Raw genomic sequence first — 13,605 nt, 5'->3', positions numbered from 1 at the left:
GAATGCGGAATGCGGAATGCAGAGTGCGGAGTGCGGAGTGCGGACAAATCTGCCGGGAGCAGATTTACACAGCCGAAGGCTGCCCGCGAAGCGGGTGAAGTGCAGGGACGCACTTCATGAATGATGAATGCAGGAGTGGCCGTTGGCCGTGATTGAAGCAAGAAAAAAGCCCGGCATTGTGCCGGGCTTTTTCGTTGGGGCTTCGCCCCGGAAGGGTTGGTCGCGGCCATGGGCCGCTCCTACGGCATGATGTCAGATCGCGTATTCATTCCGCATTCCGCATTCATCACTCCGCATTAAATCTTAACGCCTTCCACATCCAAAATCATTTCCACGGTCTGTGACGCCGGTCCCAGATCATAGTCGATACCGAAGTCCTTCAGCTTGAACTCAGTGGTGCCGCTGAAACCCTGGCGCTCGCCGCCCCAGGGGTCCTTGCCGCCGCCGATGTTGGTCACATCGATGGTAATTTCCTTGGTGACGCCGTGCAGGGTCAGGTCGCCGGTCAGTTCGGCCTTGCCGTCGCCCAGGGGCTTAAAGCCGGTGCTCTTGAAGGTCGCGGTGGGGAATTTGGAGACGTTAAGGAAATCGGAGCCGCGCAGGTGCTTGTCGCGTTCGGCGTGGTTGCTGTCGAGGCTGGTGGTATCGATTTTCACCTCTACGGAAGAGGATTGCGGGTTTTCTTCGTCGTAGGAGAAGGAGCCGTCGAATTTGTCGAAGCGGCCGTACAGCCAGCTGTAACCCAGGTGCTTGATGCGGAACTGGACAAACGCATGGGCGCCGCTGGTATCGATTTTGTAATCCGCGGCCTGGGCGGTCGTGCCGATCAGCGCGGCAAACAGCAGTGCAGTGAGTTTTTTCATTGGTTGCTTCCTTATTTTGTGATTGCGGGGTTGGAGTTGGCGATTGCGACACCGCGCCCGAGCATTTTGCGCAGGGTGGCGTCGCGGTCGATAAAGTGGTGTTTCAGTGCCGCCAACGCGTGCAGGGCCACCAGGGCCATCAGGCTCCAGGCAAGCACCTCGTGCACCAGCCCGGCGATGTCCTCCTGGCTCTCGATGCCGCGGATCGTCGCCGGCACTTCGAACAGGCCGAACACGTCGATGGGACGGCCATCGGCGGTGGAAATCAGGTAACCGGATAACATGATCGCCAGCAGCAACAGATAGATGACACTGTGAGCCAGGCGCGCCAGTGTTTCCTGCCAGCGTGGGGTTCCGGCCTCCGCCGCCGGACTGGGATTCATGAACTTCCAGGCCAGGCGCACCAGCAGCAGCCCCAGCAGGATGATGCCGACGCCCTTGTGCAGTTCCGGGCCCTGGCGGTACCAGGGGTCGTAGTAGGAAAGCTGGCGCATCCACCAGCCCAGGGCGAACATCCCGATAATGGCGGGAGCCATCAGCCAGTGCAGGGCAATGGCCACCCACCCGTATTCCGTGTTGCTGTTTCTGGCCGGCACGACAGCTCCCCTATTGTCCGCAAGCCGCCCATTATAAAAACTCCGAAGCGACGGAACAGCGAAAAAACCTGAACGAACCTATCGAAAAATTGGCAGGAAAGCCAATTTCGACGCCGAAGGCGCCCGGAGGGTGAGCCACAAGGAAGTGGCGAGTCAAAAATTGGCAGGAAAGCCGATTTTTGTACCTGCTCCCCTCTCCTGCCCGCGGGAGAGGGGCTGGGGGAGAGGGGGGGCCTTCGGCCCGCGTGCGGAGCTGGAGCTCCGCGGTCCCGGGAACCGTTCCCACCAAGGGAAAAGCGGATCAGTGCGCCTGCCGCGCCCCCTCCCGCTCTGCCGCCGCCAGTACCCGCTCCACGGCACTGCGATCGATATCCCCGTTGCGGCGCGCCAGTTCACTTGCCAACCAGGCGGGGGAGAGCCCCGGCTTCGAGCCGTCCAGAGCCAACTGTTCCAGCTCCCAGATCACATTGAGCAGCAGGTGTGCTTTCAATTCACTGTCCGTTTCCTGCGGGGAGGAGAATATCTGCGGCTCCAGTTGTTCCAACTGGCTGCGCTTCACCACCAGTTCGGCAAAAGTGGGATACCAGCGGCTGCTGAAAGGCTCGGGGCGCTGGCTCCGCTCGAAGGTGATACGCAGGCGGTTGCCCTCCGCATCCTCCAGCAGTGGGGTGTCTTGTTCGTAGGCGGGCAGGGCGGGGCGGTGGCGCAATATGCCCGCGATCGCCTGCCAGTCGCTGTGGTTTTCCGGGCACAGGCGCAGGGGCGTCTCCAGTTCGCGGATACCGCGGTCGTCGGCGTAGGCGAGCAATTGGCCGGGGCGGTACCAGTAGAGATCCAGTTGATATTCCTCGGCCAGGTCGGCGAGATCCGCGCTGGTCAGCGGTTCCTCCGCCACAGCGCTCAGGTGGCTTACCGCCTGTTGTATGCTCAGCCACTGTCTGCGGTGGAAAGTTGTCTGTCCCATTGGCGGGTTCCCGGCGTGGCGCTTTTCAGGCTTATTTTAGCAGTTGAGACGGAGGGCCATGGAGCCGCGACGACCAGTGTTGCCGGCGCAGGATTTATCCACGGGTGGCGAGTAGAATCCGATTTCAATAATTTGAAATAAGGAGCCGGCTGTGAAATGCAATTCCCCTGTCTCGCGTTTTTTGCTGTTGCTGTTGATTGTGCCCCTGGCCGCCGCGGCCGATGTGTCCCGGGAGGCCCGGGATACCGCCGACTACGCAGTGCGAAAGTACGAGCCCGCGATGACCGGGACCCTGGCGGAACTGGTGCGTTTCCAGACCGTCGCCCGGGAGGATCTGGCGTTTGAGGAAAACCGGGAATTTACCGGCTTCAAGCGTGCCCTGCGTAACAAGGCTGGGGAGTTGGGCCTGGAGTATCAGGATCACGGCCATGTGGTGGTGATCGCCCTGGGTGAAGGGGAGCGGAAAATCGGCATCGTCACCCACGGCGACGTGCAGCCGGCGGATGCCTCCAAATGGGCCAGGAGCCCTTTCGAACTCGACCGCGAGAGCGAACCGGGCAAACTGATCGGCCGCGGCACCGAGGACGACAAGGGTCCCATCGCCACCGCGCTCTACGCGATGAAGGCGATCAAGGACCGGGAAGTGCCGATGAAGCGGCGTATCGAACTGCTGGTTTACCTGGCGGAGGAGTCCGACTGGGAGCCGTTGAAGGCCTTCCTGAAGGATTACGACATGCCCGAGTACAATATCACCATCGATGCCAGCTACCCGGTGGTGACCGCGGAAAAAGGCTGGAGCGAGGTGCGCGTCACGGCGGCGCCAAAAACCGTGGAGCACAGTGACCGCCCCTACCTGGACGAATTCTACGGCGGCTATTTCCGAAGCCAGGTGCCGGACGAAGCCCACGCCAGGGTGATCAACGCCACTCCTGAGCTGGTGCGGGCAATACGTGCCCGTGCGGATGGGCACCCGCAGATCCGCTACACCTTTGAATCGCCGGACGCCGCGCTGGAGATCACCGCGCGGGGCAAGGCCACTCACAGTTCCGAGCCGGAGCACGGCGTCAACGCCATCGCCTTTCTCGCCGACGCGCTAAAAGTGTACGACTGGCCCGCCAATGCCGCCGGCACCACCGTGCACTACCTGAACGATCTGGTGGGTACCGGCATCGTCGCGGAGCAGTTCGGCGATATCGCCTATACGGACGATTTTATGGGGCCGATGACCGCGGCGGTGACCATGGTCAAGAAGGACGACAGTGGATTGATCACCCATCTCAACCTGCGCCGCCCCACCGGCAAAAGCGCCGGACAACTGGACCGGGAAATACACAAGGCATTGGGTGAATGGCAGAAGCGCCGCGATATCGCGCTGGGTAAAGTGGAGGTGGACCTGGGAGAACCTTACCGGGTGGAAAACGCTCCCCATTTGGAGCCGTTGCTGACGGTGTTCCGTCACTACACGGGTATGGATGACGCGGGCCCGGTGGCCATCGGCGGCTCCACCAATGCCAAACTGCTGCCCAACGCGGTGAGTTTCGGCCCCTCCATGCCGGGGGTGGCTTACAGCGGCCACTCCGAGCACGAGTTCCTCACCGAGGAGCAGTTCCGCCTCAACCTGAAGATGTACACGGCGATGATGGTCGAGATCGCCAATCTGTGATCGAGCTGCTTATAGGTCGAACATCAAGTTAAGAGTCGGCAGGGTGATTTTTTGTAGGATGGGCAAAGCGTAGCGTGCCCATCAAGGCCGGAAAGATGGGCACGTCGCTGCGCTCCGTTGACTCGCGCCATCCATGGCGCTCGCCCGCTTCGCGGGCGCCTGCGGCGTCCAAATCGGCAATCCTGCCGATTTGTGCCCATCCTACAACTGAACTGGATACCGGCCTGCGCCGGTATGAAGAGTTCTATGCCGCCTCCATCACAACCACCCCTTTTTCTTGAAATACCAGTAGGGCGCTATCCCGGACAGTACGATCAGTACCAGAGCGAAAGGATAGCCCAGCAGCCATTTCAGCTCCGGCATGAATTCGAAGTTCATTCCATAGATGCTGGCCACGGTAGTGGGGGGCAGAAAGACCACCGCGGCAATGGAAAACATCTTGATGATGTTGGTCTGTTCGATATTGATAAACCCCTGGGTGGAGTCCATCAGAAAGTTGATCTTGTCGAACAGGAAGGTGGTGTGGGCCATCAGGGTGTCGATATCGCGGATGATGTCCCGCACCGTCTCCTGCAGTTCGTTGTCGATCTTGATATGGCGCTGTAAAAAGGTGATGGAGCGGCGGGTGTCCATCAGGCACAGGCGCACCTTACCGTTGCTGTCCTCCAGCTTGGCCAGTTGGTCGATGGCGTCCTCCAGTTCCGCGGCTTCGTCCTCCAGCACCAGGTGGCTGACCTCGCCCAACTTGAGGTGGATATCCTCCAGGGCGTCCGCCAGGTTTTCCACTTTCTGCTCGAACACCAGTACGCACAGCTCCTGGGCACTGTGCGCCTCCACCTGGCCTCGCCGGGCGCGCATGCGCAGCAGGCGGAAGTCCGCCAGGTCGCTGTCGCGCACGGTAATCAGCCGCTGTGGCTGCAGGAGAAAGGCCACGCTGGCGGTGTTGTGGCGGCCCTCGCTCTGGGTCAGGAAAAGGGAGTGTATGTGAACGCCGGCATGGTCTATGTAGTAGCGTGCCGATGCCTCGATTTCCTCGACATCCTCAGACTCCGGCAGCTCGGTGCGCAGCAGTTGTTCCAGCAGTTTGCGTTCTTCCTCCTGGGGCTCCTGCAGGTCGACCCATACGGCCTCCGTGAGCTGCTTTTCAGTGGCACCCGTGTCGGCGGGCTGCTCGGCGATAGCGCCCCGCCTGATCTCGAAGAGTCTCAGCATTGCCGTGTCCCGTAGTCCTTGTAGTCGATAGGTGGGACATATTTGCAATCCGCGGGGTACAAATCAATATTCGCGGGCCGGTCAGAGCCACGTCGGCAACTGCGCGCGGATCTCCTCCGCCTCGCAGCTCACCAGGTTCTTGCCGGTCTCGCCGGCGATGGTGGCCAGGGTGGGCGGCTTGAGGGCTTCGCGCAGGCTGCCCACCATGTGCGGTTCCGCCACTATGTAGAGTTTTTCGTAGCGCCCCTCCTGCCGCCCGCGCTCCAGGGCGTGGGCGATCTCGCGGGCGAAGGTTCGCCCCGCGCGGTTGTGCAGCTCCCGCACGTTGCCCATAGCATGGCGGCCCTCGCCGCCGCTGTCGAAGGCGCGCCCGGGGGCGTCTGTCTCGATGTCCCGGCCTTTGAGGCGCGTCTCCGGATGGATCATCGTCTCCAGTTCGGTGAGGGCGCCGGCGCGCTTCTGGGCTTCAAACAGGCGTGCGCGGGACTGATTGGCCACGATTACCCATGCAAGTGCCATGAGAATTTCCTCGGTTGTTCTCCCTTAATGCTAGCAGCCTGTCGGACTTAGGACTGCACTGAGCGCGCAGATCTCTGCGCGATCATCGTGGCCCGTGGCGCAATATCCGGGCTAGTTGAAACCGTCGTTGCCGGGAGCCATTAATGGCTGTGAACCGGGAGTTATCAGGAACGAGTTTTTTATAAGGCAATAGTCTTTGAACTGGCATCGGCCGCAGTCGCCCGCTGCGCAGATACTCTAGGAAATTTTTTCAACTTCCCGCTACCGAGTGGCGTCCATTTCTCTAGACTTATTGACGAAACACTAAATCGTGGTTTCCGGGGAATCGTGCCGGAGCCGCGGTGCGGTTTTTTTTCATTTACTCGTAGGAGATTTACACCATGAGCCTTGTACCACGCGGATCGCTATTCGACCTGGACAATATTTTCGAGCAGTTTATGTCCCCTGTGCGCACCATAGGTGAAGGCAAGGAAGGCTTTTTCTCTCCGCGTATCGACGTGCGTGAGACGAAGAAGAATTACGAGATCAGCGCCGAACTTCCCGGCGTTAGTCGCGACGATATCAATGTGACTCTGGAAAACGGTGTGCTCACTCTGGAGGCCGAGGTGCACCGCGAGGAGAAAGAGGAAAAGGAAGGCCGGGTGATTCGCCAGGAGCGGCGTTACGGCAAATTCATGCGCAGCTTCAATCTCGGCTCCGATGTCAGTGAGGACGAGATCGATGCAAATTTCAAAGATGGTGTCCTGACTCTGAAGGCACCCAAGCGCGAAGAAGCGGTACCGCGCAGCCACCGCATTGAAATCCACTGACGGTGCGGGGCTGTTCCCGCGGGGAGGTGGCGATGCTCGCCACCGACCCTACACTGCGGGTTATATAACTGAAGTAGGAGGTATGTGATGAAAGTCAAGCAAGCAATGCACAAAGGGTGCACCTGGTGCTCTCCGGACTCATCCTTGCCAGAAGTGGCAAAGATCCTGCGCGACGAGGATATCGGCTCGGTGCCGATCGGTGAAAATGACAAGCTCATCGGCATGGTGACCGACCGCGATATCTGTTGCCGCGGTGTGGCGGAGGGGCGCGATCTGTCCTCGCTGACCGCCCGGGATGTGATGACCGAGGGAGTCGCCTGGTGCTGGGAGGACGACGACCTGGATTCCGCTCTCCAGAAGATGGAGGAAAACCAGTTGCGTCGCATGCCGGTAATGAACAGCGAGAAGCGCATGGTGGGTATTCTGAGTTTGGGGGATATTACCCACTCAGCGCCTCCCCAGCAGGCCGCGGAATTCGCATCTTCGGTTTCGGCGCACCACTAGAGCCCGCATTTCTCACAAAGGTCCGTAGCGAGGCGGTTCCAGAGTGCGGCATGGCTGGCTTTCGCGACGGGAGCGGCGCGCAGGCGTACTTTGCGGTACGTTGAGCACTCCGAACGAGCGAAAACCAGCCAGGTCGTGCTCTGGGGCAGGAGGAAATGTGGGAGAAATGCGGGCTAGAGAAGATGTTCGATCGGCAGCCAGCTGCCGATTCTCGAACCCAATCTCTGCAACAAGCTGGCACCGGGATCACGGGTCAGCACCTCGCCGTCCTCCCGGTGCCAGTAGATGCTGCCATTGCGCAGCTCCAGCCGGTAGGCGTGATGGGGAATATTTTCGATAAAATTTTCCGCTACTTTGCCCGTTAGCTGTGGTGATTCAATCAGCAGGCCCAGTTCCGTGTTCAGGTAGATGGAGCGCGGGTCCAGGTTGAGCGACCCCACATAGAGCGTCTGCTTGTCCACTGCGAACGCCTTGGCGTGTAGCAGGGAACGGGAGCCCTCCCGCCAGTTGTCCAGCTTATACTTGCGCGCGTTGGACATCTCGTACAGGTGGATGCCCGCCTCCAGCAGCGGCTTGCGGTATTTGCGGTAGGCGCCGTGCACCAGCACCATATCGCTGGACGACAGCGAGGCGGTAAGGATATGAACCTCCACTCCCCGCTGTGCCGCCGCGATCAATTGTCCCAGGTAATAGGGGCCGGGCAGCACATAGGGACTGATAATGATCAGCTGCTGTTTTGCGGCGTTGATGCGCCACAGCAAGTCCCGTTCGGCGTAGCGGCCGGCTTCCGGCGGTGCCAGCGTTATCTTGTCCGGTGGATCGTAGACGGCCAGCGTTTTCCCCCAATACCAGAGTCCGTCGTCGTCACTCAGGGTGCGAATCACCGGTGAGCGTTCCAGGCTCCTGCCGTAGTCGCTGGCCAGCAGTTGCTGCGCATTGCTGTTCAACTCGTCCACGAAATCCTGCTGCTGGGCGAGTGTCGGCCGGTAGTCGATCACCGAGCTGACCGGAAAGCTGTAGCGACTGTTCCAGTAGAGGTCGAACTGGCGAGAGATGTCCGATACCACCGGACCGATGGCGAGCAGGTCCAGGTCGCCGAAGGTGATGGTCTTATCAATGCCGAAATACTGGTTGCTGAGGTTGCGCCCACCGATAAAACTGACTCGGTTGTCCGCGGTGAGGGATTTGTTGTGCATGCGCCGGTGCAGGCGGGGGAAATCCGCCAGCAGTTCCAGTGCGCGCGGCCCTTTGTGGGGAAAGGGATTGAAAAGGCGGATCTGAATATTGGGATGGAGGTCGAGCAACGCCAGCACCCTGTCCGCGTCGCCGGTGGTGAAATCGTCCAGCAGGAAGCGGATGCGCACCCCGCGATTGGCGGCCTCGATCAGTTCGCGGGTGAGCAGCAGGCCGGTTTCGTCGCGGCGAAAAATAAAATACTGGATATCGATGGAGCTCCGCGCCGAGCGAATCGCCGCCAGGCGCACCGCCAGCGCGTTCTGAGCCGAGGTCACCGGGTAGACTCCGCTCAGGCCCCGGTGCGCGGCGGTGAGGCGCCCGGTGATCCGCGCCAGGGGCGCGTCCGCGGGCGGGTCCAACTGGTAGCTGCCGGCTCTGGGCGGGGGATCGGGAAAGACCGCCTGCCCGGAACAGGCGCTCAGGCAGGTGATCAGCAGGAGCAGAGTGATGTGGCGCAAGGCGACTTCCATGTGCCCGTTGGTAACAACAGCGAGTATAGCCGCCGCCTCAAGCTTCCCCGGCGATCGCGAGCAGCTCCCGCGCCAGCGCGCCCAGCTCCTCTTTCAGTTCCTGTGGCCGCTGGATGGAAAACTTGAATGGCAGCCTGGTCAGCTGGCGCGCAAACCATTTGAGACAGCCGGTGCGCGTTTGCAGCAGCACGCCGTCGTCCATGGGGGTGAGTATTCCCATATGGCCGTCCAGTTCCGCACTGGCGGTGGGCAGATCGGTGCGCAGCAGCAGTTCCACCGGGATTGCGCGGGGGATTTCCGCCAGGCTCCGTTTCAGGTAGTCGGCGGCGTCGAAATCCCGCGGCCGCTGAAAGGGCATTTGCAGGGGCTGCAGCTTCCCCATGCGGTCCAGGCGGAAGGAGCGGATGGCGTCGCGCAGGTGGCAGTGGCCCACGGCATACCAGCGGCCGCGGCGGAACACCAGGCCGTAGGGGTTGAAGTTGCGCCGGGTTTGCCGTTCGCGGTTGTCCAGATAACTGAACTGCACACTGTGCAGCGACTGGGCCGCGGCGGCGAGGGTGGCGACCAGTTCGCTGTCGGCGATGGCCTGGGGGGAGAAGTCCAGGGTGACGGTCTCTCTCAGGGCGCGCAGGCGCTGTTTGAGATTCTGCGGCATCACCCTTTCCAGTTTCGCCTGAGCGCTTTCCGCTGCCGGCGCCGCTTCGCGGGCGCCCAATTCGCGCGCCGCCAGAAGCCCCAGGGAAATGGCCAGGGTCTCCTCGTTGGTGAACATCATCGGCGGCAGCTTGAAGCCGGCCACCAGCGAGTAGCCGCCGTAGCGGCCCCGTTCCGCGATGATCGGAATGCCCAGGTCTTCGAGGGTGGCTATATAGCGGCGCAGGGTGCGCCCGTCCACGCCCAGTTGATCCGCCAGCTCGCGACCGCTGAGCTGGCCGCGGCTCTGCAACAGTTCCAGCAGGTAAAGTACGCGGGTGGTGGGGTTTGACATGGGTTTTTGTTGCGCCTCTGGGAGATTTTTTTCCGTCTTTTAGGGCCGAATATATCCTAAATGACCACTACAGTATGCCCGCCATTGATTACATCTTGAGCCAGGGAGACCCAACGATGAAAAAGACCTATTCGGGCAGCTGTCATTGCGGTGAAGTGCAATTTGAAGTGGATCTGGATCTGAGTGCCGGAACCGGCAAGTGCAACTGTTCCATCTGCACCAAACAGCGTGGCTGGGGTGCCATCGTTGCGCCGGGGGATTTTCGCCTGCTGCGGGGAGAGACATCGCTCAGCGACTACCAGTTCGGCGGCAAGGTGGGACACCACCTGTTCTGCAAACGGTGCGGTATCAGGCCTTTCGGGCGGGGGTATGTGGAAGAGATCGGCGGCGATTATGTTTCCATCAACCTCGCCGCGCTGGACGATGTGGAACCGCGGGAACTGATCGAGGCGCCGGTAAAATACTTCGACGGGCGCAACGACAACTGGTGGTGCGAGCCGGCGGAAACCCGCCACCTGTAAGGATATGGACAGGCCCCAGCTTGCGCTTCTGAGGCTGGAAAATAAAAAGAAGTGCATCCCTGCACATCAATACGAGACCGGTGGGCGTATACATCGGTCTGCCCCCGCCCAGAGATGCCGGCTGGGGTTGGGGACCGGCCCTTCCGTGGACCGCGTTCAGCAGGTGGTGGTTTCCGGATGATTGGCAGTTAATCTAAATGCTAATCATTATCGTTAATGATATCCGGAGACATTCTGCTGTACAAGGAGAAATTTGGGGGGTCTGTTTTTTTGCGGTCGGGTGCGGGACAGGGCTGCTCAGGTCCTGGGGATCTGGTTCTGGTACACCCTCTGCCCCCTTTACATTTTTATGGGTGAAAGCCTGTGTTGCCGGAACGGATCGTGCCGCGCCGGATCCTCACCGTAGATCAGCTCGTAGATATCCTTTTGACGTGGCTCGTTCAGTTTCGGGTGTCCCCGGTACAGGCGGGGCAGGGCTTGGCCTCCGGTGAGAAAGGGCATGCCGCGTATCTCCTCGAGCTTGCCAATCAACTGCCGGGTTTCAGTGTCCGCGGATTTCGCCTTTGCCCGTCCCAGTTTTTGCTCCAGGTTGTCGTCGGAAAAGCGCAGGCAGATATCAAATTCCGCCTGCAGCCGTCTGCCCAGTCTGCGCAGAATGGTCAGCGCGTCGGAAGTCATCAGCCAGTAGTTGTTTTTCATCGCTAGGCCCCCTCCTTTACCTGGTCGCGGTTACCCCTTACCGATACAAGCAGGCAAAGTTCGGGCCAATAGTGTCCTGTCTGGTACTAAATAGTGATATCAGCGGGCCGCCTCCTTCTTGCTTGAAACAGCCCTGCATTCACCGCGAATTTCTGCAGAGCTCTATCGAAAGCCTCTTCGATCACAAACCAGCCGTGATATCGGTGATCAGGGATTCAGAAAATACCGGCGCGGCATCTTCGGAGCCGAGCTGCAGCCGGCGGCGAGCGCCGCGCAGGCGATCAGCAGAAGAGCTCTCATTATTTATTCCCGTCCTTCTATGGATTTGTCTATCAGACCACAGCCGGTGCGGGGGGCTGGGTTAAGATGCGTTAACAATTGTTAATCTGGTATGGTGGCCGGAACAGTTCGCCACTACCTGTGAGGGAAATCCATGAAGGATCAGACAATCCATTGCAAGGCCGCTGTGGCCTGGGAGGCGGGCCAGCCGCTCTCCATCGAAACCGTCGAGGTAATGCCGCCGCAAAAAGGTGAAGTGCGTATCAAACTGGTGGCCACCGGCGTGTGCCATACCGATGCCTTTACCCTGTCCGGCGAGGACCCCGAGGGAATCTTTCCGGCCATTCTCGGCCACGAGGGCGGCGGTATCGTGGAATCCGTGGGTGAGGGGGTTACCAGCGTGCAGGTGGGGGATCATGTGATTCCGCTGTACACCCCCGAGTGCGGTGAGTGCAAATTCTGCAAGTCCGGTAAAACCAATCTGTGCCAGAAAATCCGCGAAACCCAGGGCAAAGGGCTGATGCCCGACGGCACCACGCGATTTTCCATTGACGGCCAGCCCATCTATCACTACATGGGCACATCCACATTTTCCGAATATACGGTATTGCCGGAAATAGCCCTGGCCAAGGTGAATCCGCAGGCGCCGCTGAAGGAAGTCTGTCTGCTGGGCTGCGGTGTCACCACGGGCATGGGCGCGGTGATGAATACCGCGAAGGTGGAGCCGGGGGCGACGGTTGCGATATTCGGCCTCGGCGGCATCGGCCTGTCCGCGGTAATCGGGGCAACGATGGCCGGCGCCGAGCGGATTATCGGTATCGACATCAACGAATCCAAGTTTGACCTGGCGCGCAAACTCGGCGCCACCGAATGCATCAATCCCAAGCAGTACGACAAACCGATTCAGGAAGTGATCGTCGAACTGACCGACGGCGGCGTGGACTACTCCTTCGAATGTATCGGCAACGTGAATGTGATGCGCGCGGCGCTGGAGTGCTGCCACAAGGGCTGGGGAGAGTCGGTGATTATCGGCGTGGCCGGTGCCGGCCAGGAAATCTGTACCCGCCCGTTTCAGCTGGTAACTGGTCGCGTGTGGCGCGGCACCGCTTTCGGCGGTGTAAAAGGGCGCTCGGAACTACCGGACTATGTGGAGCGCTACTTGGCGGGGGAATTCAAGCTGGACGACTTTATCACCTACACCATGCCCCTGGAGGAAATTAACCAAGCCTTCGAACTGATGCACGAGGGAAAAAGTATCCGTAGCGTGATTCACTACGATTCATAAGGAAGGACGCAGATGAAACTCGAAGCTGTCAGCAGCACCAAGTCTTTCGACGGCTGGCAAAAACAGTTCCGTCACTATTCGGAAACCCTGCAGTGCGACATGCGCTTTGCGGTCTACCTGCCTCCGCAGATCGAGAAGGGCACCCGTTTCCCGGTGCTCTACTGGCTGTCCGGCCTCACCTGCACCGATGAAAACTTTATGCAGAAGGCCTGCGCCCAGCGCATGGCCGCGGAACTGGGCATTGTGCTCGTGGCCCCGGACACCAGCCCCCGGGGCGAGGACGTGCCGGACGATCCAGGGTACGACCTGGGGCAGGGCGCGGGCTTTTATGTCAACGCCACCCAGGAGCCCTGGAAGCAGCACTACCGCATGTACGACTATGTACTGAAAGAACTGCCCGAACTGGTGGAACAGTACTTTCCGGTGAACGACCGTCGCGCCCTCGCCGGCCACTCCATGGGCGGGCACGGCGCACTGGTGATCGGCCTGAAAAATATGGAGCGCTACACGTCGATTTCGGCGTTCAGCCCCATCTGCAATCCCATCGCCTGTCCCTGGGGAGAAAAGGCTTTTGCCGCCTACCTGGGAGCGGACAAATCCCTGTGGGAAGAGTACGACGCGACGGTGCTGCTAAGCCGCGCCAGGGAGCGGATTCCCATGCTGGTTTCCCAGGGTGATGCGGACGAATTTCTGGAAGAGCAATTGAAACCCCACGCACTGCAGAGCGCAGCGGAAGCCAGCGGCTATCCGCTGAAGGTCGAGCACCACGCCGGTTACGATCACAGCTACTACTTTATTGCCAGCTTTATTGAACAGCATCTTCGCTTTCACGCGGATTTTCTGCTCAGGGGTTGAGTCAGGTCGCCGGATTCAGATTTTCGTCTGGCGAGCTGAGTAAAAAATTATTCCAGAAAAAATAATCCGCTAGAGGGGATAACGCTGCTCACTTGAGCGCTGCTCGTGATGCGAAGGCTCTGCTACGGGTATTACCTTGCGA

General features: G+C 60.1%; 14 protein-coding genes. 6 read left to right on the top strand and 8 right to left on the bottom strand.

Features of this window, described 5'->3' with window-relative positions; translation table 11 throughout:
- Positions 1-296: 296 nt before the first annotated feature.
- From FHS09_RS02820 to FHS09_RS02810, 3 genes are all read right to left on the bottom strand, one after another.
- On the bottom strand, positions 297-863 hold the full coding sequence (locus FHS09_RS02820) for a YceI family protein (RefSeq protein WP_183456489.1): 567 nt from the start codon (positions 861-863) through the stop codon (positions 297-299).
- 11 nt (positions 864-874) lie between these two features.
- On the bottom strand, positions 875-1,459 hold the full coding sequence (locus FHS09_RS02815; RefSeq protein ID WP_183456487.1) for a cytochrome b/b6 domain-containing protein: 585 nt from the start codon (positions 1,457-1,459) through the stop codon (positions 875-877).
- 301 nt (positions 1,460-1,760) lie between these two features.
- On the bottom strand, positions 1,761-2,423 hold the full coding sequence (locus tag FHS09_RS02810) for a hypothetical protein (RefSeq protein ID WP_183456485.1): 663 nt from the start codon (positions 2,421-2,423) through the stop codon (positions 1,761-1,763).
- Between the two features lie 151 nt (positions 2,424-2,574).
- Here FHS09_RS02810 and FHS09_RS02805 point away from each other — a divergent pair, with 151 nt between their 5' ends.
- Positions 2,575-4,086 carry a dipeptidase gene (locus tag FHS09_RS02805; RefSeq protein ID WP_343057387.1) on the top strand — a complete coding sequence of 504 codons (1,512 nt, stop codon included), beginning with the start codon at positions 2,575-2,577 and terminating at the stop codon, positions 4,084-4,086.
- Between the two features lie 258 nt (positions 4,087-4,344).
- On the opposite strand, the gene corA is transcribed toward FHS09_RS02805, so the two are convergent.
- Complete coding sequence (corA, locus tag FHS09_RS02800; RefSeq protein ID WP_183456483.1) at positions 4,345-5,298, bottom strand: magnesium/cobalt transporter CorA; 954 nt, start codon at positions 5,296-5,298, stop codon at positions 4,345-4,347.
- Between the two features lie 81 nt (positions 5,299-5,379).
- Complete coding sequence (locus FHS09_RS02795) at positions 5,380-5,817, bottom strand: host attachment protein (protein WP_183456481.1); 438 nt, start codon at positions 5,815-5,817, stop codon at positions 5,380-5,382.
- Between the two features lie 380 nt (positions 5,818-6,197).
- Between FHS09_RS02795 and FHS09_RS02790 the strand changes: the two genes are divergently transcribed.
- On the top strand, positions 6,198-6,626 hold the full coding sequence (locus FHS09_RS02790) for an Hsp20/alpha crystallin family protein (protein WP_183456479.1): 429 nt from the start codon (positions 6,198-6,200) through the stop codon (positions 6,624-6,626).
- An 87-nt stretch (positions 6,627-6,713) separates the two neighbouring features.
- On the top strand, positions 6,714-7,130 hold the full coding sequence (locus FHS09_RS02785) for a CBS domain-containing protein (RefSeq protein ID WP_183456477.1): 417 nt from the start codon (positions 6,714-6,716) through the stop codon (positions 7,128-7,130).
- Between the two features lie 173 nt (positions 7,131-7,303).
- Here the strand turns inward: FHS09_RS02785 and FHS09_RS02780 are convergent, their stop codons facing one another.
- Complete coding sequence (locus tag FHS09_RS02780) at positions 7,304-8,824, bottom strand: phospholipase D-like domain-containing protein (protein WP_183456475.1); 1,521 nt, start codon at positions 8,822-8,824, stop codon at positions 7,304-7,306.
- Between the two features lie 49 nt (positions 8,825-8,873).
- On the bottom strand, positions 8,874-9,824 hold the full coding sequence (locus FHS09_RS02775; protein ID WP_183456473.1) for a helix-turn-helix transcriptional regulator: 951 nt from the start codon (positions 9,822-9,824) through the stop codon (positions 8,874-8,876).
- A gap of 116 nt (positions 9,825-9,940) precedes the next feature.
- On the opposite strand from FHS09_RS02775, the gene FHS09_RS02770 reads away from it, so the two are divergent.
- Complete coding sequence (locus FHS09_RS02770) at positions 9,941-10,345, top strand: GFA family protein (protein ID WP_183456471.1); 405 nt, start codon at positions 9,941-9,943, stop codon at positions 10,343-10,345.
- Between the two features lie 339 nt (positions 10,346-10,684).
- Here the strand turns inward: FHS09_RS02770 and FHS09_RS02765 are convergent, their stop codons facing one another.
- The gene (locus FHS09_RS02765; RefSeq protein WP_183456469.1) at positions 10,685-11,044 is read right to left on the bottom strand and encodes a hypothetical protein; all 360 of its coding nucleotides are present in this window, start codon (positions 11,042-11,044) and stop codon (positions 10,685-10,687) included.
- A gap of 433 nt (positions 11,045-11,477) precedes the next feature.
- On the opposite strand from FHS09_RS02765, the gene FHS09_RS02760 reads away from it, so the two are divergent.
- On the top strand, positions 11,478-12,608 hold the full coding sequence (locus FHS09_RS02760) for an S-(hydroxymethyl)glutathione dehydrogenase/class III alcohol dehydrogenase (RefSeq protein ID WP_183456467.1): 1,131 nt from the start codon (positions 11,478-11,480) through the stop codon (positions 12,606-12,608).
- A gap of 12 nt (positions 12,609-12,620) precedes the next feature.
- Positions 12,621-13,463, top strand: coding sequence for an S-formylglutathione hydrolase (gene fghA / locus FHS09_RS02755; protein ID WP_183456465.1), 843 nt, complete (start codon positions 12,621-12,623; stop codon positions 13,461-13,463).
- Positions 13,464-13,605: the final 142 nt, after the last annotated feature.

The organism is Microbulbifer rhizosphaerae (assembly GCF_014191725.1).
Taxonomy (GTDB): Bacteria; Pseudomonadota; Gammaproteobacteria; order Pseudomonadales; family Cellvibrionaceae; genus Microbulbifer; species Microbulbifer rhizosphaerae.
This window is presented reverse-complemented; position numbering and strand designations above follow the sequence as displayed.